Annotated in this window: 17 protein-coding genes; 14 read left to right on the top strand and 3 right to left on the bottom strand. The window is 60.1% G+C overall.

Annotated elements, in window-relative coordinates; all coding sequences use genetic code 11:
- The first annotated feature begins 17 nt into the window (after nucleotides 1-17).
- From CPI83_RS10030 to CPI83_RS10055, 6 genes are all read left to right on the top strand, one after another.
- Nucleotides 18-2,141 carry a hypothetical protein gene (locus CPI83_RS10030; protein ID WP_232816904.1) on the top strand — a complete coding sequence of 708 codons (2,124 nt, stop codon included), beginning with the start codon at nucleotides 18-20 and terminating at the stop codon, nucleotides 2,139-2,141.
- Complete coding sequence (locus CPI83_RS10035) at nucleotides 2,134-3,651, top strand: ATP-binding protein (RefSeq protein ID WP_092765259.1); 1,518 nt, start codon at nucleotides 2,134-2,136, stop codon at nucleotides 3,649-3,651. Before CPI83_RS10030 ends, CPI83_RS10035 begins: the two co-directional genes overlap by 8 nt.
- Nucleotides 3,648-6,572: a Z1 domain-containing protein gene (locus tag CPI83_RS10040; RefSeq protein WP_097387156.1), complete on the top strand. Its 2,925-nt coding sequence runs from the start codon at nucleotides 3,648-3,650 to the stop codon at nucleotides 6,570-6,572. Before CPI83_RS10035 ends, CPI83_RS10040 begins: the two co-directional genes overlap by 4 nt.
- Nucleotides 6,573-6,605: 33 nt before the next feature.
- Complete coding sequence (locus CPI83_RS10045) at nucleotides 6,606-7,460, top strand: ParA family protein (protein ID WP_003940667.1); 855 nt, start codon at nucleotides 6,606-6,608, stop codon at nucleotides 7,458-7,460.
- Nucleotides 7,457-7,948 carry a hypothetical protein gene (locus CPI83_RS10050; RefSeq protein WP_092765263.1) on the top strand — a complete coding sequence of 164 codons (492 nt, stop codon included), beginning with the start codon at nucleotides 7,457-7,459 and terminating at the stop codon, nucleotides 7,946-7,948. The genes CPI83_RS10045 and CPI83_RS10050 overlap by 4 nt, the downstream gene beginning before the upstream one ends.
- Nucleotides 7,949-8,230: 282 nt before the next feature.
- Nucleotides 8,231-9,118, top strand: a complete 888-nt coding sequence (locus CPI83_RS10055; protein ID WP_232816905.1) for an HNH endonuclease — start codon at nucleotides 8,231-8,233, stop codon at nucleotides 9,116-9,118.
- Between the two features lie 45 nt (nucleotides 9,119-9,163).
- Here CPI83_RS10055 and CPI83_RS10060 read toward each other — a convergent pair whose 3' ends face one another.
- On the bottom strand, nucleotides 9,164-9,754 hold the full coding sequence (locus CPI83_RS10060) for a hypothetical protein (protein ID WP_097387157.1): 591 nt from the start codon (nucleotides 9,752-9,754) through the stop codon (nucleotides 9,164-9,166).
- Nucleotides 9,755-10,135: 381 nt separating this feature from the next.
- Between CPI83_RS10060 and CPI83_RS10065 the strand changes: the two genes are divergently transcribed.
- From CPI83_RS10065 to CPI83_RS10080, 5 genes are all read left to right on the top strand, one after another.
- Nucleotides 10,136-11,392: a plasmid pRiA4b ORF-3 family protein gene (locus CPI83_RS10065; RefSeq protein WP_097387158.1), complete on the top strand. Its 1,257-nt coding sequence runs from the start codon at nucleotides 10,136-10,138 to the stop codon at nucleotides 11,390-11,392.
- 388 nt (nucleotides 11,393-11,780) lie between these two features.
- Nucleotides 11,781-13,433 carry a sodium:solute symporter family protein gene (locus CPI83_RS10070; protein ID WP_232816929.1) on the top strand — a complete coding sequence of 551 codons (1,653 nt, stop codon included), beginning with the start codon at nucleotides 11,781-11,783 and terminating at the stop codon, nucleotides 13,431-13,433.
- A gap of 27 nt (nucleotides 13,434-13,460) precedes the next feature.
- Nucleotides 13,461-13,592, top strand: a complete 132-nt coding sequence (locus CPI83_RS31185) for a putative transporter small subunit (protein ID WP_003941363.1) — start codon at nucleotides 13,461-13,463, stop codon at nucleotides 13,590-13,592.
- 103 nt (nucleotides 13,593-13,695) lie between these two features.
- Nucleotides 13,696-14,139 (top strand): MarR family winged helix-turn-helix transcriptional regulator, encoded by a 444-nt coding sequence (locus tag CPI83_RS10075; protein WP_007726042.1) that lies wholly within the window; start codon nucleotides 13,696-13,698, stop codon nucleotides 14,137-14,139.
- On the top strand, nucleotides 14,136-15,929 hold the full coding sequence (locus CPI83_RS10080) for a long-chain fatty acid--CoA ligase (protein ID WP_097387159.1): 1,794 nt from the start codon (nucleotides 14,136-14,138) through the stop codon (nucleotides 15,927-15,929). Before CPI83_RS10075 ends, CPI83_RS10080 begins: the two co-directional genes overlap by 4 nt.
- Here CPI83_RS10080 and CPI83_RS10085 read toward each other — a convergent pair.
- Entirely contained in the window at nucleotides 15,926-16,306 is a 381-nt protein-coding gene (locus CPI83_RS10085) for a helix-turn-helix domain-containing protein (RefSeq protein ID WP_097387160.1), read from the bottom strand. The two genes, CPI83_RS10080 and CPI83_RS10085, sit on opposite strands and share 4 nt — an antisense overlap.
- Before the next feature lie 223 nt (nucleotides 16,307-16,529).
- Between CPI83_RS10085 and CPI83_RS10090 the strand changes: the two genes are divergently transcribed.
- From CPI83_RS10090 to CPI83_RS10100, 3 genes are all read left to right on the top strand, one after another.
- Nucleotides 16,530-16,775 carry a hypothetical protein gene (locus tag CPI83_RS10090; protein WP_232816906.1) on the top strand — a complete coding sequence of 82 codons (246 nt, stop codon included), beginning with the start codon at nucleotides 16,530-16,532 and terminating at the stop codon, nucleotides 16,773-16,775.
- Between the two features lie 124 nt (nucleotides 16,776-16,899).
- Nucleotides 16,900-18,489 (top strand): FAD-binding protein, encoded by a 1,590-nt coding sequence (locus tag CPI83_RS10095; protein ID WP_097387162.1) that lies wholly within the window; start codon nucleotides 16,900-16,902, stop codon nucleotides 18,487-18,489.
- Entirely contained in the window at nucleotides 18,486-18,809 is a 324-nt protein-coding gene (locus CPI83_RS10100) for a ferredoxin family protein (protein ID WP_007726052.1), read from the top strand. The genes CPI83_RS10095 and CPI83_RS10100 overlap by 4 nt, the downstream gene beginning before the upstream one ends.
- On the opposite strand, the gene CPI83_RS10105 is transcribed toward CPI83_RS10100, so the two are convergent.
- Nucleotides 18,799-19,854 (bottom strand): 2,3-butanediol dehydrogenase, encoded by a 1,056-nt coding sequence (locus CPI83_RS10105; protein ID WP_003941279.1) that lies wholly within the window; start codon nucleotides 19,852-19,854, stop codon nucleotides 18,799-18,801. The two genes, CPI83_RS10100 and CPI83_RS10105, sit on opposite strands and share 11 nt — an antisense overlap.
- Nucleotides 19,855-19,922: the final 68 nt, after the last annotated feature.

The following is a 19,922-nucleotide window of genomic DNA, read 5'->3' on the forward strand; positions in this document are numbered from 1 at the left end:
CTGCAATGAAGGTATCCGTGAGTGGGAGTAGTGCGTTGACGTTGGGTGTGAACTCGCTTCCCGCGAACGAGCTGAGTCAGACGCTGTGGGTCGATCTGTTTCCTTGGTTGGACGACTACGTATCCGATCGTGCTGCGCTGCTCGAGCCGCTGGCCCCGTCGCCTGATTGGTGGTTCAGCGAAGCGCCGTCGTTCACTGTTCTCGAGGTCGATCTCGAGAAGGTTCTCTCCGAGCTGGCGTCCCTCTACATCGCTCACCACGCGGCAGCGGTATTACAAGAGAGCTTTCCGCTCCTTGGTGAAGATCTCCCGCTGGAGGTGTTGAGTCTCGATACTCGCGCAATGACGGCGTTGTCACGGCTCACCACCGACAAAGCAATCGGCGGACTGCTGACGCACACGACCGCTGAGATCTTCGGCGTGCGCGGAACTAGCGAACAGACGGTGCACGACATAGTGCTCAACCTGTTGGTCTGTGCGGTCATGACGACTCCGCTCGCCCGCGTCGAGACCGCTGAGGAAGCAGTTGCCCCACCCGCGATCACAGCGCTGCTCGACGATCTCGCTCAGCTGGCAATGTGGCGACGGGTCCGAGGCCAGGACAGCAGACCACTCGTCACCGTCGAGATCGACGATGAATCTCCGGCCTCGATTCAGGAAGTTGCCGCCCGGATCTCGGCTCTGACGCCGAACGACTTGCCCGACACGGACCGTACCGACGCGATGGACGAGATCGACAATCTCTTCTCGCAGCTGGATGAGCGGGAGTCGTTGGTGTTGCGTGAGCGGATCGTGGCGCGAGTTCCGCAGCGCAGGGGAGCGATCGGAGCCAAGCTCGGAGTGGGCTCGGGGCGAGTCGGGCAGATCGAGGCCGACGTGAAAGCCAAACTCAACGCGGCGTGCGGATTCGGGACGGCGGTGGGGAACCTGCTTGCCAGCCTGCGCGTCGAGATTCAGCCGGTAGCTTCGCTTGATCGCCTCCTCGACGTGCATCCGAGCATCGCGGCGGAGGTGCCTGGTTACGGAGTTCCGCTGTGGTTGGTTCTGGACCGTCTCGACGACTACTTCGAGGTGACTGACGGTTGGGCTGCCGCTCCGGGCGTCGCGGAGGCCAAGAAACGCACTCAGACCTTGCTGGAAGACTTTGAGTCCCCCAACGGTGTGGTTGCACTCGACGACGTCGCCGAAGTGGTGTCGATGTCACGCGGCGAACTGGAGAAGTGGCTTGCGTGGTGCGGCGTTGTCGTTGTGGCGGAGTCTGCGCTGACGCGTGCGCGTCGGATCTCCGATCTGGCAGTCGGCGCGCTCGAAGCCGTCGGATCGCCGAAGTCCGTCGTCGAGCTTGTGGAGTTGCTGAAGTCCGATCGCAGTGACCGGTCGATCGAGCGCGCGCTCGAGGCCGACGATCGCGTGGCGCTCGACGGCGCAGTGTGGCGGCTGCACGCCTGGGGAAGTGCGGATTCCGTTGGGGAGGAATCGCTTTCTTCGGGAGAGGCTGAAGGAACCAGTGAGTTCAACATTGGTGGTGACGGGATCGTCCGGCGCAAGCGGACACGTAACACTGCGAAGACGCCAGAGTTGACTCGCCGCCTGTACCGGTCAGGTAGTACGTGGCGGTATCGACTGACTGTGACCGCAGATCATCTACGGGGTTCCGGGTTTGCGGTGCCCGCCGGTGTTGCGGTCGCTGCGGGCTGTGCGCGCGGCGAGACCATCGAGTTGGAGAGCCACCTCGGCGTTCAAGCAGTTCGGTGGACCGGAGCGCAGCCGACGTTCGGCACTATCCGCCGATTCCTGCGTGAACTCTCCGCTGTCGAGGGCGAAGACGTGCTGCTCGAGCTGTGGCAAGACGGAACCTTCCGCGTGGTTCGACCGGCGATTGTCCACTCTGACATCGACCCACTACGTCAGGCACTCGCAGAGGTTGGCAATCGCGAGCCATTGCGAACTGCCGAGAGACATGTGGTGCGGATCCTTGCCGAGGCCGTGTGTCTGGACGGCGAAGACCGTCCACGAAAGATACTGCGCGCGTACGAAGATCGTGGTGAGGACGTGATTCTGGACTTCTTGGAGGCGGCGTGGAGGCGCGGCGAAGCATCCGAAATCGACGAGGCAGACGGTAAGGATGCATCTCATGACTGACGTCGCGGGCACCCGCATAGTGGGCACCAAGATCCTTGCGGCGGACGAGTCCCTCGCCGGCGCCATTGGCTTGCACCACACCATCGCGACAGCGCTCGCCGATCTGATCGACAACAGCCTCGACGCCGCGGCCTCCCACGTGCTGATCAGGTTCGTTCAGGACGGCACACGGATCGTGTCGATGATGGTGATCGACAACGGTTCCGGCATGGACAGTGACACCATCGATGCTGCGATGACCTACGGCCGTCGACGCGACTATGCCGCCGAGGACCTGGGTCATTTCGGTGTGGGGATGAAGGCAGCGTCGTTGAGTCAGGCTCGTTTGCTACGAGTGTGGTCTCGAAAGTCGGGCCACCCGACGCAGGGCCGCGAGATCGACTCCGCCTCAGTGCAGGGGCGTCAGTCAGTTTCGGTGATCGAGGACCGGCAAGCCGCCGAATTCTTCGACGCAGTCACGCCTCGCTTTCCGTTCGACACCGGAACTGTTGTCGAATGGCGCGGCATCACAACCTTTCTCATGTCCGCACACGCGGACGAGCAGACCAGCTGGCTCGAACAGACCATCAACGACGTGCGCAGTCATCTCGGCGTCGTATTTCACCGTCTCATCGAATCCGGCCGGATTGCTCTGACTGTCGATGTCTTCGACGTCGAAGCGGGACGCGCCGGCGCGCTGCGCAAGGTCAGCGCCATCGACCCGTTCCGGTATCCGCGCACCGGTGACCTCAACTACCCTCGGACACTTACCGTGTCGATCGCCGGCGGCACAGTAACCGCCGAAGCTCACGTGTGGCCCGCTCGGAGTAATGCACCGGAATTCCGTATCCACGGCGCCCCCGGCCGCGACCAGCAGGGGCTCTACTTCTATCGGCACGATCGACTCCTGCAGATCGGTGGATGGAACGCGATAGTGCGGGGCCGACCGGATTACGGATTGGCACGAATTGCCGTCGATCTGAACGATTCTCTGCTGCAGCACATCACAATCAATCCCGAGAAATCGGGGGTGACGCTTGATGCCACTGCGTCGGCTGCCGTCGACGGGGCCGTCTTCACGGAGGGGAACGGTGGATTCCGCTCGTATTTGAGCGACGCCGAGCGCGCGGTGCGGGCAGCCCGAAGTTCTGCACCTCGGCCGATCAGCGTCATCGAGCCGGCATCCGGCTTTCCGGAAGACGTGCTCGATTCCTTCAGCGACGCCTTCGAATTCAGTGTCGGCGATGATCCTGTTGCCGTGGGTTGGCGAGCTTTGGCGCGTGATCAGTTCTTCGAAGTCGACCTCAAGACTCGTACTTTGTGGATCAATGCGCGTTTTCGGCGTGATCTGCTCGGACGCCGCAGCCTTGACCCGGCTGATGCTCCGGTGCTCAAGACTCTTGTCTTCCTGTTGGTGAGTGAGATGTTCGAAGGAACGAGAATCGGCGCTCGTCAGAGGGAAAAGTTGCAGGCGTGGCAGGAAGTGTTGATTTCCGCAGTGGCAGCGCACCGGGAGCAGGTAGTGCAGTGAGTGATGAAGTATTCCGTGCGGTTGCGCGTGAACTCGGTGACGGGTTTCCGCCCGAGAACGTGCTCTACCCGGTCAACGCGCGCCTGCGAGCGAGCTATCCGGATGGCCTGACCATCGCGGACGTCATCGATGTGTTCCTCGACGACAGTGCGGTCGGTGTACGAACGGCGCTCACCTCGCGTCTGCGGCAGTGGGATGCGGAAAGTGTTGAGACATGGGTAGGTTCGACTACCCCGCAGAGCCCGGAACGGCGAGCTCGGATCTACGACCTGTTGGGACTGCCGGTAGACGCGCACGCCGAGATGGATGCGCGCTTCCCTCGCGAAGGTGGGCCCGTTGTCATTGCGGCTCAGCAGCCGTGGGACCCCTGGTACACCTCCGAGCGCCGGCGCGAGCACGACTTCTATTGGCGGGCTTACAAGCGAGTTCTAGCCGACAAGAACTGGGACGAAGCAACAATCGGAAAGCTGGACATCGCAACGACCGAGGTTGTGCATCGACTCGCCGACCCAACCAGGCCGGAGCCGTATCAGTCCAAAGGTTTGGTGGTCGGCTACGTCCAGAGCGGAAAGACGGCGAATTTCAGTGGCGTAGTAGCCAAGGCGATCGACGCTGGGTACCGCTTGGTCATCGTTCTGACAGGCACGATCGAGATTCTCCGGAGCCAGACTCAGCGACGCCTCGACATGGAATTGGTCGGTCGTCAAAACATCAGTGCCGGTGTGGACGACGACTACGCCAACGACGAGGACTGGCGGGACGGGAACTTTCTCGAACACGAAATCGATCCGAACAAGACGAACGAAATTCCGGCAATCCGTCGACTCACCACGTCGACGTTCGATTACAAGAGCCTGCTCGCGGGCCTGAGCGCACTGCACTTCGAAACCGTCGATCACTCCCTTCCGCTCAATGATCCGAAGAATCTGTACCCCAGCAATATTCGGATCGCTGTCGTCAAGAAGAACGTCTCCAGTCTCAAGAAGCTGGTCGCGGATCTGAAGAAAGTCCCCACCGAACTCGATCAGATCCCGGCTCTGATCATCGACGACGAGGCTGATCAGGCGTCGGTGAACACGATCGATCCGAAGAAAATGGAAACCGAGCAGATCGAGCGGACTGCGATCAACGGTCAGATTGCCGAGATCCTCGGTCTTCTCAAGCGGGCTCAGTACATCGGTTACACCGCAACACCCTTCGCCAATGTGTTTGTCGATCCGGAAGACAGTGTCAACGTCTTCCCTTCGGACTTCATCGTCAGCCTCGAGCGGCCCGGCCCGTACATGGGTGGTGCGGACTTCCACGATCTCGACGATCTCGAAGACGACGACAAGACTCCGGCCAATTCGAACCAGAAAGCGTACGTACGGGATCTCCGGGCCGAGTGCGACGAGGATCGTTCTGCCGAACAATTGTGGGCTCTCGACTCGTTTGTCCTGACCGGGGCGATCAAGCTTTTCCGGGAATCGAAGGGCGCCAAGCCGTATCGGCACCACACGATGTTGGTGCACGAATCGGTGAAGCAGGCCGAGCACGACGCGGTGGCCAACGATTTCAAGGCCTTGTGGAAGTCGGCGGGGTACAGCCAGGCAAAGAGTCTCTCGAGGCTGGAAAAGCTCTGGGCCGAGGACTTTGCAGTGGTGAGTGCTGCGCGTGGTAGCGAGTTGGCTAATCCCAGCTCGTTTGGTGACTTGGAGGAGTTCATCGGCGCCGCCTACGACAGGATCTCGGAGGGAACCAGCCCCGTCATCGTGGTCAACGGGGCAGCCGAGAAGGACTACAAACAGGATTCCCTCGATTTCCAAGAACGGGGAGTGTGGAAGATCCTTGTCGGCGGAACAAAGCTGAGTCGCGGCTTCACGGTCGAGGGCCTGACCATCACTTATTACACGCGTCGCACGGGCCAAGCAGACACGTTGATGCAGATGGGACGCTGGTTCGGATTCCGCCCCGGGTACCGAGACTTGGTGCGCCTGTTCATCGGCCGCGCGGTTGGCGGACCCGCCGGCGCGGACTACGACATGTACAAGGCGTTCGAGGCGATCGTTCGGGATGAGCAGGAGTTCCGGAACGAGCTCACCAGGTTCAGCGGCGTGAACGAGAAGGGCGAACCGTGGGTCACTCCACGCGATGTGCCGCCGATGGTGTTTCAGCAGCTGCCGTGGCTCAGGCCAACGGCTCGAAACAAGATGTTCAACGCCGATCTGGTTTATCGAGGCATGGGTGGTGAAAGTTTCAGCTTCACGATGCAGCCCCCGCGAGGCGACGGTTCGATCAACGCTCGGCACTTCGACGCGGTTACACCATTATTGAAGTCGTTGGACGAAAGTGGGTCCTTCAATTTCGTTGACAAGGATGACGTTTCGCGATCGTTCACTGCGCGATACGGCATCGTCCCGGCCCATGTGGTGCTGGAGGCCGTCGACCAGTTCGAGTGGGCGAACGGGTGGGATTTCGCTCCCCACCGCGAAGCGCTCTCGACCGCAATCGAATCCGGATTGCTCGAAGACTTCGCAGTTCTGCTTCCGTACCCCAAGACCCGGGAGCCGATCGAGATCAAGGGTTGGCACGAGAAACTTCCGATCGTCAATCGCAAACGCCAGGAACGCGAGTACCGAACAGGTTTCACCGGTACGGCCGTTCGTGAGCGCGATGCGATCGAGCACATTGCGGGCAGTCCGAAGAAGAACGGTGGACCGCTTGCGGGTGCTCTTCATCGGAAGACTCGCGGTGCATTGATTCTGGTATTTGCGAACGATCCGGCTCCTCGTCAGTTGAAACGGGCACAGGCTGGTCCCGTGGACTCGCGCGATTTTGCGACGTTGTTCTCGTACGCGCTTCCGCACGCGGCGGAGCCGTTGGGGCGAATCGGTTTTCGGGTGAAGCAGTCAGGGACAGGGGCGATCGTCGATGCGAACTAGGTGTGTTGTGGTGGGAGACAGGAATGGGTTCTGATGGCTAAGACGATTGCGACGATCAACCTCAAGGGCGGCGTCGGTAAGACGACGATCACCGCGGGGTTGGCCGAGTTCATGTCGCTCGAATTCGGTCAGCGCGTGCTGCTGATCGACCTCGATGCGCAGATCAATCTCACGACGATGATGATCAGCGAGGATCACTGGCTCGAACTCAACAAACAAGGGCTGACCAGCGCAACCATTTTCCGTGACGCTGTCGATGGCACGTCGAACTTCGATCTCGAAGCTTCGATTCAGCGCGGAGTCTCGCCGGTCAAGCGAGTGACGGGTGTGGATCTGCTTCCCTCATCTCTCGATTTGATCGAGCTGCAGGAGGAGATCAGTGCCCTTCGGGTTGCTGATCGGAACTCCACCAAGCCGGTTGAATTGTTGAGGGATGCCGTCGCCCCGGTGATGCCGTATTACGACTACGTTCTGATCGATTGCCCGCCGAATCTCGGGCCGATCACACTCAACGGATTGGCCATGGCTGACGGCTACGTGATCCCCACGATCCCGGATGTGCTCTCCACGTACGGCATTCCGCAGATCCAGACGCACATCGCGAAGTTCGGCAAAGAACTCGGCCGTGAACTCTTCGAACTCGGGTTGGTGATCACCAAGTACAAGTCCAACTCGGCGGTGCACCGCACTACTGTGCGAAACCTTCGACGCGATCCCAACGTCCCACACGTATTGCCGGAATATCTCGCGGAGTCGAATCAGATTGCCGCGTCGGCGGAGTTTCACCCGTACAGCACTTTGAAGGTGAAGTACGGCAATGCAGGTCAGTTCGATCAGATGCGTGCAATTACGCAGAACATTCTCACGGAAGCGCAGGCGAAGCTATGAGTGCGGGTATCGATGAGGCGCGTCGTCGCGTGCAGGTGCAGGAGACCGGTGCCGCGCTCTTGAAGTTGGGTGCAACTAATGCCTCGGCCTCGGTGTTGCTGGCCAAGCTGGTTCAGGTAATCGCGGAGGAAGCTGCCCGTACCCCGCGGTTCGCGAAGGCAATCGAAAGCGCTTTCGCAGTTCCGTCGGATGGATCCGCCGCTGTGGTACCTGCTGCTGCGCCGGCGCCGCGTCGTCGTGCTGCGGCTCCGAAGGTGAAGCGGGAGCCCGGCGCTTTCGATCCGTTCGAGGTCTTCAATGCCGATGGGGAAGAGGTTCTGTTGGAGCGTCTCTCGGCCCTCGACGCAGACGGGATCAAGGACATCATTGCGGAACAGGAAATGGATACCCACAAGGAGACAGGCCGTAAACGGAAGGTCGATGTGCTGGCGGTCTGGACCGTCGAGCGGGTGAAGGCATTGACCTCGAAGGGGAGTGCGTTCCGGTAGGGGCCTGCGGCCCAGTGCGCCGTTGTGGTCCTTGGGGCCGCCAGATTGGCACACGCGTTCGCCGGAATCCTTCATCGGTGGATGGCGATCCCCCACGAGTGGCTTCGAACGATTCCGCGCGGCGCCGGCTAGTGTGTGAACTTGCGGGTTGGACACTTACCAGGAAGGCGCAAAGTGGCACCTTCGGTAATCTCCGAGTTTCTTGATCCGTCGCCCGCCGCGCTGGCGGCGCAATGGAAATCGGTACTCGCACGCGAGGAGGTACCGAAGGGAAGCCGACAGGTGCCGTTCGTTCCGAGCGAGGTCGTGTTGTCGCTCTGTGCATCGCTGTTGGTTGACCATCGCCGGTTCGGTAGCTCTTCTGCACATCGTGCGGGAATGCCGGTCCAGCATTTTGCGAGTTTGTTCAAGCGTCGGCCCACGAGCTTTATCGCAAAGATGGCGAACCTGGATGGAACACGTAGTCATGGCGGGCGACATGAGGTCGAAGTCGCGTCGTTGATGCTTTCGGACAGCGTGTTGATGCAGGACGTATACCTTCGAATTCTGCGATCGGCGCGTTCCCACGGAATTGACGAACATGCGTTGCCAGACTTCCTCGAATTGGAAAACGGCGAAACGCTGTGGTTGGCGGGACAAGAAGAGTTAGTCCAAAGTGAGATCGAGAGATCCTTGGAGCAGTCGCTCGAAAAGTGGTCTAGCGAGCGTAACGATATTCCCATCGCGACCACTCAGCGATTGCTGACCTCCAGAGTTCGGATCGGCCAGCATCGGTTCGCCGCTGGCGTACTCAGCAATCACGAGCACCGTTGCGTGTTCTGTGGCCTTAGCGCGAACATCGGTGGCCGACGCCGGCCGCGCCTCCTTACTGCAAGCCATATCAAGCCCTGGCGAGACAGCACTGACAAAGAGCGACTTGACCGTCGCAACGGCTTCACCGCGTGTCCGACACATGACATTGCCTTCGATACGGGGCTCATCACCGTCGACGAGGACTTGAACCTCCATTACGCGCCCGGCGTCGAGAGCGATATGGAGATCGAAAGCCCGCTTCGCGCCGCACTCGGGAAGCCACCTCTGAGAGATCGATTGATCTTGCCGGACAAGGCGGAGCGTCCGGACGTTGTCTATCTGGACTGGCACCGCACGCAGATCTATGTCGCTTCGTGACAAACGCCAGCGGGCGCTCTGCGGAACTGATCGAAGAGGGCCAGTCTATTTGACTTGGCTAATACCAAGATCGCCGTCGGCGGCGTCTGTATTGGCGCCGCACGCACAGTCGCAGTCTCCTCCGCAACCGCCGGGATTGCAGTCGCCGGCGTAACTGTCGTCATCCGCGTCGCAGTCGAGGGACCCGCCGAAGGATTCAGCAAAATCGTCGTCGAGTTCGTGAGTGAAGTCGTGAACCTCGTCGATCAGGTTCAGCAGATGCTGCGGCGCGAAGGGATCGGCGTCGAGCATCGTGGAGACCAGTAGGTGGTCGCCGCTGAAGGCGAAGCGCAGGCGCGGCCATTCCTGCGCGAGTTCGATCAGTCGAGTCGCAGCATGCGAGGGATTGCCGAGGCCGGTCAGAACCGAAGACCAGACGTTGATCTGAGGGCCGTCATCCGCAACTGTCACGTAGACGACAAACCCGTGAACCGGCACGACGATGTCGCCGTCGTCATCGGTGGCAGGCTCACTGCCCAGTAGTTCGGCGAGAGTTTGAACGCACAGGCGAACCAATTCGTCGCGCTCGTCCGTCACCAAGGCAATTGCGCCGTTGATGTAGAGGGGCTGGTCGGCGGTCGTGTCTTGGTCGCTCATGGATCCTCATGTTCTGTGCCAGTCCGAGCAGGCGCTGGGCACTGTTTTCGTGCGGTAGCTGTCAGGTCTACGGTAATCGGCGCACACTATTGGCAGCGCAGTGGATGATCAAAAATGCCTGGGTAGGTCCGCGTTGATCTGGACTTGACAGCCGACCAGCGACGAGATGCGAGCCCCGACAAATCGGGCAACCTTGTGGCAGTGAGTATCTCGGCTGTCGGTAGGTAGATCTAGCCTCCATACATGACGGGTCAGCGAGTTCGGCGAGCTTCACATCTGCGTTTGGTACCTGCATATCAAGCGGCGCAAAGCCAGATGAAGGTCCTTACGCCGAGGCAGATGCGGAATCAGCGTCGACGGCCGGCGGCGGCGAACTTTGTCATGCGGATCGAAATCGATTGCATCACGCCGCCTATTTGGAGACGGTTTTCGGTTCCGTCGAATATCGAACTGGACCAGCTTCATTCGATTGTGCAGGCGGTGATGGGATGGGGAGATCAACACGCTCATCAGTGGGTGAGTGTCCATCATTCAACGGACAATGGCCCAGATCGGTATATCGCGCCAGAGGTGATCGAGCGCGACGGATACCAGGAAGACGAGTTTGGTGAGGACGAAGTCCGGATCGACGAGGCAGTTACCGCGGTCGGGGAGTACGTCCGTTATGAGTACAACGCCCGCGCAAGGTGGAGTCACACGTTGGTTCTGGAGCAGATTGTCGAAGACCAGCCGATTTCTGAGCCATCGTGTTTCGACGGCGAGAGGGCTTGCCCGCCAGAGGATTCTGGCGGTCCGATCGGGTATCGCGAGTTCCTGAACGGGCAGGCGAGTAACGGACTGTTCGATCCCGAACGTTTTGTTCCCGCAGAGTCCGATGCAGCAGTCACCATTGCAGTGGCACTGCATAAGTCACCGCCTGTGGGAAGCTCGTTGTTCGAGAAGTTCTTGCGCAGCTTGTCGGTTCATTCCGCGCCGAAACTGTTTGCCGCAGTTGCCGAAGCGGAGCTTCGTGGCGGATATGACAACTATTTCGAGGTGATGCGTGAGGGAGCAACACGCCAACTGCTGTGGCTGCTGAACTCTGCGCGAGGTGGTGGGATTGCGTTGACGGCGTCCGGGGCACTTCCTTCGGACCATGTTGCGGCCGCCCGAGGCGAACTCGATTGGGACAGTGACGGGATCGATGTCACGGCAGGGAGCGGCTCGCAATTAGCAGTACTCGTTGAAGTCGCAAAGACACTGAAATTTGTCCGGAAACTCCGAGGCACATTGATTCTGACTCGACTCGGCGCGTCAGTGCTTGCATATGAAGGCGAGCTGTGGCGTCATATCGTGTCGGCCATGCCGTTGGGAAAGGGCGAGTTGGGGCAGGAAGCCGGCCGAATTCTGTTCCTTACGTTGGCTGCCGGCTTGTCGGAGTTCGAACGTAGTGAAGTGATGATCGAAGGCCTCACGGCTCTGGGTTGGTCGACAACAGACGGAACCCGCCTCGGCGACGACGATTGGACGTGGATGGTGCGAGACACTCTCGTGTACTTGCGAATGATCGGGGCGATTGTCTCCAATCCGCTGGACGAGCATGTTTCCGCCGATCCCGAGTGGGGCCGACGGTTTGCCAGGATGGTCCTGTCGAAGTAGCTGAGCGATCGAATCGAGCATCGATTTCAATCGATGCGGAGTTGTTATATGCGCTGGAAGCGCACGATTTTTCTGCTGCGGAATCATGAATCTTTTCGGGTGGGAAAATATTGGAGTTTTTGTTCGAAATTGCCATCATGCTATGGTCGATTCTCGGTTGTTAAATTGCGTGGTCGAGCCAAAAGTTTGCGCAGAAGATTTATTTTGTGGAGGTTGGGTTTCCGAAAAGACGAAGTGCGTGGTGCTAGTCAATTGAATATGTGACCGGTGTTGGTATGACGGTCGCTCCTAGGGCGTGCAGAAACGAAGCGCAAAGATCCTGAACAGGGGTTTTGCGCTTTGTTCTGCCGATTATGTGCGAAGGATGTGGCATGTGACGGGGTCCGACATGGTCCAGTTCAGTACCTTGGTAATTGTTTCACTGCTTGTTGCTTTTTATGGTGGAACATTTCTGATTTCTCTTCGTATTGGTAAGAGGCAGGAAAATGCCGACGGTTTTATGACTGCCGGAAACAAGTTAGGATTTGGTGTTTCGGCCGCGAGTATGACGGCCACCTGGATTTGGGCGTCGTCGATGTACGCATCCGCCACTTCTGGCTACACCTACGGAATCTCCGGCCCCATTCACTACGGTTTATGGGGCGCGTTGATGATTCTCTTCATTTATCCGTTTGGCCAGCGAATTCGCAAAGTAGCGCCGAAAGCCCACACGCTGGCTGAGGTCATGTACGCGCGGCACGGACGCTCGAGTCAGCTGATGCTCGCGGGTTCCAATATCGTCGGCAGTCTCATCAGTTTGATGTCGAACTTCCTCGCTGGTGGTCTGCTGATCGCGTTGCTTTCGCCGTTCAACTTCATTCAGGGTGTGTTCATCGTCGCGTTGGGCGTTTTGCTGTACACGCTGTGGTCGGGCTTCCGCGCTTCGGTGTTGACCGACTTCGTTCAGCTGATCGGAATGCTCGGTGCGGTAGCGGTTTTGGTGCCGTTCATCTTCTTTGCGGCGGGGTTCCCGGCAGCCTTCGAATCCGGGGCAGGCAACCTTACTGCTGAGCAGGGCAACTTCTTCTCGAGCGTTGCCTTCTTCGAGCAGGGCGCGCCGTACATCGCGGCAGTTCTTGCCTACGCAATCGGCAACCAGACCATTGCCCAACGTCTGTTCGCGGTCCGCGAAGACCTGATCAAGCCCACCTTCATCACCGCAACCGTCGGATACGGCGCAACGGTCATTGGTGTCGGAATGCTGGGTGTTCTCGCTCTATACCTCGGAATCGAGCCGATGGATGGTGACGTCAACAACCTGATTCCGCAGATGGCCGCGTCGTACCTGCCCGGAATTTTGCTGGCTGTCTTCTTTGTCATGATCATCGGCGCGCTGTCATCGACGGCGGACTCGGACCTTGCTGCACTCTCGTCCATCGTGATGACCGACGTTTACGGCCAAGCCGTCGCAGGCAAGGCTAATGCGAACCCTCGACGGATGCTGCTCATCGGCCGAGTAACGATGATAGTTGCCACGGCGGCGGCTATCTCCTTGGCAAGTCTGCAACTGAGCATTCTGGATCTGTTGGTGTTCGTCGGCGCGCTGTGGGGCGCGCTGGTGTTCCCGGTTATTGCGAGCTTCTATTGGGGAAAGGTCACCAACAAGGCCTTCACTGTGTCGGTGCTGGTGGCTCTTGCTGCCTTCTTGCCCGTCCGATTCAGTTGGGTGCCGATGGATGGGATGTTCGGGATTCTCTCCGACATCGTTGCCGTTGTCGGTATCGGAGTGGTGCTGGGGCTCATGACATTTGGATTCTTCGGTCTGAAGGTTGCGCAGATCGTCGGTGGCCTGGCGATCGTGCTGTCCGCGCCGTTCGCGATCGGCTTCCTGCACGACTACCCAACGCTCAGCGGATCTTTGGTGGCCTATGCCGTCAGTACCGTCGTGTGTTTTGCGATGTCCGTCAATCAGCGTGAGACGTTCGATTTCGAACTCATCAAGCAGCGGACCGGAGACTTCGACGAGGAGGAGTTTCCTGCTGTCGGAGCGTCCGGAAAGTAACCGTCGAGACAAGTAGAAGGAATACGAATGAGTACAGCCCTACTGACCATTTATGTTCTGATCTGGCCGGCGTTGGTCTTGGTCGTGCTGGGAGTCATCAGCAAGGGATTCTTCAAGGATTGGGCAACTGCTCGCCGCAACGGTGAGGATCTGGTCTAACTCTTCACGCCGCCACCGACGGACTTCTTGTCGGTGGCGGCGGTCATATTGCGTCGGATACAGGGGTCGGCGTTATAGTTGCTCAGTGCAACACGACGGAGCAATGGCGCTCACCGGTCCACCAGCTGTTCATGACGAGCTGGTGCACCTCACGCGGCAGCTGATGACGGGGGATCGGCATTCCGATGACCACCCGTCGATCGCGCAGCATTCCTTCCTCTCCTTCATCGGCCGCAACGACGGCTGTAAGGCCACGGAGATCTCCGAAGTCTTCGGCGTCAATCGTTCGACCATCTCGCGCCAAGTGCGCGGGTGCATCGAGGCTGGCTGGGTGTATGCCGATCCGGGATCCGTTCGTCAGGGCAATCCGCTGCACCTCACGGAGGCTGGCCGCAAATACCTCGACGCCGCAGACGCGCGTCGGCTCGACCAAGTCGCCGGCAGGCTGCACGATTGGACCGAGTCCGAGGTCGCAGACTTCGCCCGCGCACTCCACCGCTTCAGAATCAGCATCGAATCGCAGACCAACGGAGATGACACCCTGTGAGTGAGTACAGCGCCAAAGCCCAGTTCACCATCTCCGACAACGAGTCTGTGGTGCACACCGTCTTCACTCACGCCGAGCGCACGCCAGATCTGACGGTGTTCTCCCGCCCCAAGGGAGAGGGTTGGGTAGACGTCACAGCCAAGGAGTTCGCCGAGCAGGTCACCGGCGTCGCAAACGGTCTCATTGCCGCTGGCGTGCAGGCAGGCGACCGCGTCGCACTGCTCTCCGCGACCCGATACGAGTGGACGCTCTTCGACTTCGCCATCTGGGCGGCCGGCGCCGCTACCGTCCCGATCTACGACTCGTCGTCTCAGGGGCAGGTCAGCTGGATCCTCGAAGACTCCGAGGCCGTCATCGCGATCGTCGAAACCGGCGCGCACGAGCAGCTGTTCCAGGACGCGCCAAGCTCTCTCAAGGCCGTCATGCAGATCGACGACGGAGCAGTCGAAAAGCTGACCGCACAGGGTGCCGACGTTGACGACACCGAGCTGAAGAAGCGGCTCGCGGGCATCAAGGCCGACGATCTTGCGTCACTCGTCTACACCTCCGGCACGACAGGTCGTCCCAAGGGATGCATCCTCACGCACCGCAACTTCCTGTCCGAGGTGCGCGGGATTCTCACGGCATCGATCGGCAAGGTGGCGGTTCCGGGAAACCGAGTCCTGACCTTCCTGCCGCTCGCTCACGTACTGGCCCGCGCGGTGTCCCTCGCGACGTTCGAAGCTGGTGCGTCGCAGGCCCACTGGTCCGACTTTGCCACCATTACAACTCAATTCGAGCGGTACAAGCCCAACACCATCCTCGGTGTTCCGCGTGTCTTCGAAAAAGTTCGTGACGGCGCAGCACGCAAGGCGGAATCCGGTGGAAAGATCCCCAGCGCGATCTTCGCCTTCGCCGAAGCCACCGCCAAGGAGTACAGCCAAGCTCTCGACAAGGGCGGTCCCTCGCTGATCTTGAAGGCGAAGCACGCAGTGGCAGACAAGCTCGTGTATTCGAAGCTTCGTGAGGCTCTCGGCGGCGAGTGCTGGTTCGCGATCTCCGGCGGCGGCGCCCTCACTCCTGAGTTGGGACACTTCTTCCGTGGGCTCGGAGTTCCGATCTACGAAGGCTATGGCCTCACCGAAACCACTGCGGCGCACTGCGTCAACGTGCCGGGTGCTCAGAAGATCGGAACCGTCGGACAGCCGATGGGCGGCAACGGGGTTCGCATCGCCGAGGATGGCGAGATCGAACTCAACGGTGGAGTCGTCTTCAAGGGATACTGGAAGAACGACAAGGCCACCGAAGAGACATTCGTCAACGGCTGGATGCGAACCGGTGATCTCGGTGAACTCGACAGCGACGGTTACCTTTCCATCACCGGACGCAAGAAGGATCTTCTGGTGACGGCGGGTGGCAAGAACGTCTCGCCCGGCCCGATGGAAGACCGTATCCGTTCGCATTCCATCGTCTCGCAGGCAGTCGTCGTCGGCGACGGGAAGACCTACATCACGGCGCTGCTGACCGTCGACCCCGAGGTGTTCGAGAAGTGGAAGGCGGAGAACGGTAAGCCTTCTGGCGCGACCGTCGCCGAACTACGTGACGACAAGGACCTTCGAGCGGAGCTGCAGAAGGCTGTCGACGACGCCAATGCTGCTGTCTCGCATGCGGAGTCGATCAAGAAGTTCGTCATTCTCGATCGCGATCTGACCGAGGAAGACGGTGAGATGACAGCGACGCTCAAAATCAAGCGCAATGTCGTCGTCGATCGGTTCTCGAAGGAGATCGAAGGAATGTACGCAAAGAGCTAGGCGCGTTTGGGGAACTGCTCGCGGTAAGCCATCACGTCATCGAGGCGGAACCTGCGGTGGGTGCCTCGTAGTTCGATCGGGAGTTTCCCGGCGTCGGCGAGTTTGCGTACATACGTGTCCGAAACGCCGAGGATCTCTGCTGCCTGTGAGGTGGTGAGGAGCTCTGCGACGGGCCCGAGAGCGACGCTGTCGCCGGCCGCGAGGTAGGTCAGGAGCTGTACGACGGCGTCGCCGACCGACGGTGGAATCTCGATCCGGACACCGTCGAACACCAGCGTGGTCGTGTCCGTCGAGGTGGCGGCTATCTCGGCCAGGGCCGTTTTGATTCGCTCGGCAGCATCGCCGTCGACTGCGGAAACGATGTGGTCGATGCTCACGCGGTATATCTCCGATCGAAGGCAGTGTTTCGCAAGCATAGACAGCGACAGTGTCCGTCGGCACGCTGGCTAGCGCCGTGTGCGTTGCATTACATGAGTGCCGTGAGTGGAAAACGATTTACCCACGTAGATCGGAATTCGAAGGTTTTGGCGCCCAAAGATATTCGACTAGACGCATATGTAACTCACCAATCTTGGTGTACCCGCTAGTAACATCCTGAGCGTGGCTAGACGATCGGTAACGGTGAGATTCGACGTAGAGGAACTGAGGGCCCTAGAGACCCTCCAAGAGCTCACGGGCGCGGACATTTCCAGCGTCATACGTGAAGCTGTGATCGAGCATGCTCGTCGATGTGTTGCGCAGGGAAAGCCCCGCGACATCACCGAGCGACGCAAATCGCTGACCTTGCAGGAAGCCTTCGCCAAGTACTCCGCGTTGTGCATCGATGAGGAGAGGGAAGCGTCGTAGCGCTCTGCCGATGCGGCGGTGACTGGTTGAGTTCACAGTGATTCTGACTGTGGCGCTGGGTAGTTCGTTCGAGGAATATTGCGGCAACAGGAGTGTTGCGTAGACCTCTGACAGGAGCTGGCCAGTGACGGACGTCCTCGAACTCTCCACCGATGTATTGGTGATCGGTGGTGGCCCCGCCGGCGCGTGGGCGGCGTTGCGTGCGGCCAAGGCCGGTGCAGACGTCGTCCTGGTCGACAAGGGATACTGCGGAACGAGTGGCGCGACGGCCCCATCCGGAACGGGTGTTTGGTATGTCGAGCCGGATACGACTGCCCGCGAGCGGGCAAAGGCCGGTCGTGAGGCGCTCGGCGGATATCTGGCCGACCACCATTGGATGGACCGCGTCCTCGAGCAGACCTACTCCAACATGGATCTCCTCGCGGTGGAGGGTAGATATCCGTTCCCCGTCGACCCCAGCACGGGCAAGCAGATACGTACCGGCTTGCAGGGACCTGAATACATGCGACGGATGCGCACCTGGATTCGTCGAGCCGGGGTGCGGATCCTCGACCATTCGCCGGCACTGGAGTTGTTGGTGGACGGCGAGGGCCGAGTTCGCGGAGTCGCCGGATACCAGCGTCACGAACATCAGGACTACCGCGTCTCGGCAGGCGCGGTAGTGGTCGCCAGCGGAGGTTGTGCGTTTCTGTCCGGTGCGCTGGGCACCAATGTCGATACCGGTGACGGTGCATTGATGGCAGCCGAAGTCGGAGTGGAGTTCTCCGGCATGGAGTTCTCGAACGCGTACGGGATCGCGGCGGCCGGATCGACGATCACCAAAACTGCCTACTACGCGTACGCGACGTTCTTTCACGCAGACGGAAGCGTGCTCGAAGGTGCCGGTTCGGCGAAGGGGAGGTCCGTCATCGCCAGCACGTTGCGGAACGAGCCGGTCTTCGCGCAGATCGATCGGGCCGACGCTGAGGTGCAGCGTCGAATGAGGCTGGGGCAACCCAACTTCTTCCTGCAATTCGATCGCCGCGGAATCGATCCCTTCACCGACAAATTCGAGGTCGGCATGCTCGCTGAAGGCACGGTGCGCGGCACTGGGGGAATCAACGTCGTCGATGACGATTGCGCGTCATCCGTTCCAGGTCTGTTTGCCGCCGGGGACGCTGCGACCCGAGAGCGAATCTGCGGAGGGTTTACCGGCGGGGGAAGTCACAACGCCGCGTGGGCGATGTCTTCTGGTTCATGGGCAGGAACCGGTGCTGCGCGCTATGCGCTGTCGGTCGGACGTGGGTCTACCAGTGGTCTTCGCGGAGCCGGAACCGTCGGATTGCGTAATCCGGTACGAACCGGGTTTGCTGCCGACGATGTGGTGAAAGCTGCTCAGGCGCAGCTGATTCCCTTCGACAAGAACTACCTCCGCAGCGGTGATCGAGTATCCGCAGCGCTCGGTGAGCTCGAATCGCTCTGGGGTGCAGTGAGTGCGGATCTGGGCGCGGACCCAGCAGGTCGGATGGCGGCGCGGCAGGCTGCCGCGATCACGGCCGTCGGTCGCTGGATGTACCACTCGACGTTGGCGCGGACCGAGACTCGGGGAATGAGCAAGCGGGACGATTATCCCGAACTCGATGTGACGCAGCACCATCACGTCCTCACCGGCGGTTTGGATTCGGTGTGGACCCGGACTTCTGAATCTGTCGGGTCTGCACTGGTGGCGTCATGATCGAGCTGGTGTCCGCGCCTGACTGCATCGGCTGCGACAAGTGCGTAGATGTTTGTCCTACAGATGTTTTCGATCGGACGCCGTCGGGCGTCCCGGTGATTGCGCGCCAATCGGATTGCCAGACCTGCTTCATGTGTGAGGCATATTGCCCGACGGATGCGCTGTATGTGCATCCGCAATCCACGCCGTTGGAAACGGCCGATGTGATCGAGGACGATCACATCGGCCGCTACCGAGAGAAGATCGGATGGGGCAAAGGGCGGGCACCTGGGTCGCTGACTGCGGTGGGCCCGGAGGTGCCCCGTCCGGTTACGACCTGACGAGAATCTTGACCGCAGTGTCGTTGTGCTCGATCAGAGTGGTGAATCCTTCGGAGATCAACTCTTCGAGCTGAATGCGACCGGTGATGAATGGCGCCAGATCGACGACACCGTCCTGGACCATCTTGATGACCGCTTCATGGTCGCGTACGTACGCGATGGTTCCGCGTAGGTCGATTTCCTTGAGGACCAGCTTCTGCATGTCGATGGTCGCGGGCTTGCCCCAAATCGATACGTTGACAACAACTCCAGCAGGCCGGACCGTGTCGAGCATGGTGTCGAGGACCGCGTTGACGCCTGCGCACTCGAAGCCGATGTCTGCGCCGATGCCTCCGCTGAGTTCGAGGACGCGCGCCTTGACGTCTTCGGTGGTGGGATCGATGACGTAGTCGGCGACTCCACTGGAGAGGGCCTTGGCCTTGCGGGCTTCGCTGAGTTCGGTGACGATTGTCGTGACACCCAGACCCTTGAGAACTGCCGCAACGAGGAGTCCGATCGGTCCAGCTCCGCCCACGATGGCGACGTTGCCGCTTTCGGCTCCACTGCGTACGACTGCGTGATGGGCGACGCTCAACGGTTCGATGAGAGCTGCCTCGTCGAGCGGGATGTTGCCGATCTTGTGGATCCAGCGACGGTCGACGACAACCTTCTCGCTGAGCCCGCCACCTCCGCCAGCCAAGCCGATGAACCCCATCTTCGTACACAGGTGGTAGTTGCCCGCCTTGCACGGGGCGCACTCGTTGCAGACGAAGTACGGCTCGACGACAACATTTTCACCGACCTCGACGTCCGTGACACCTTCGCCGACCTCTTCGACGGTGCCGGAGAACTCGTGGCCCATCGTGACCGGCGCATTCTCGTGTGAGAGAGGATGCGGGTGTCCGGGTGCGGAGATGAAGATCGGTCCCTCGAGGTACTCGTGGAGATCGGTGCCGCAGATTCCGCACCATGCGACCTTCAGCTTGACTGTTCCTGGCCGCAATTCGGGCTCAGGGATCTCTTCGATCCGGATGTCTTTCTGCCCGTGGAACCGTGCTGCCTTCATTGATCCGCACCTCACTTCGTTGTGAATCCCCTGGTAGATCGACGTTAGGCCGATTGTTGGCGTGGGTG

Source organism: Rhodococcus sp. H-CA8f (assembly GCF_002501585.1).
GTDB lineage: Bacteria > Actinomycetota > Actinomycetes > Mycobacteriales > Mycobacteriaceae > Rhodococcus_F > Rhodococcus_F erythropolis.

Coding starts and splice junctions, on each gene's coding strand:
- CPI83_RS10035 (WP_092765259.1), top strand. CDS start 2,134: ATGACTGACGTCGCGGGCACCCGCATAGTGGGCACCAAGATCCTTGCG.
- CPI83_RS10045 (WP_003940667.1), top strand. CDS start 6,606: ATGGCTAAGACGATTGCGACGATCAACCTCAAGGGCGGCGTCGGTAAG.
- CPI83_RS10050 (WP_092765263.1), top strand. CDS start 7,457: ATGAGTGCGGGTATCGATGAGGCGCGTCGTCGCGTGCAGGTGCAGGAG.
- CPI83_RS10060 (WP_097387157.1), bottom strand. CDS start 9,754: ATGAGCGACCAAGACACGACCGCCGACCAGCCCCTCTACATCAACGGC.
- CPI83_RS10065 (WP_097387158.1), top strand. CDS start 10,136: ATGCGGATCGAAATCGATTGCATCACGCCGCCTATTTGGAGACGGTTT.
- CPI83_RS10070 (WP_232816929.1), top strand. CDS start 11,781: ATGGTCCAGTTCAGTACCTTGGTAATTGTTTCACTGCTTGTTGCTTTT.
- CPI83_RS31185 (WP_003941363.1), top strand. CDS start 13,461: ATGAGTACAGCCCTACTGACCATTTATGTTCTGATCTGGCCGGCGTTG.
- CPI83_RS10075 (WP_007726042.1), top strand. CDS start 13,696: ATGGCGCTCACCGGTCCACCAGCTGTTCATGACGAGCTGGTGCACCTC.
- CPI83_RS10100 (WP_007726052.1), top strand. CDS start 18,486: ATGATCGAGCTGGTGTCCGCGCCTGACTGCATCGGCTGCGACAAGTGC.
- CPI83_RS10105 (WP_003941279.1), bottom strand. CDS start 19,854: ATGAAGGCAGCACGGTTCCACGGGCAGAAAGACATCCGGATCGAAGAG.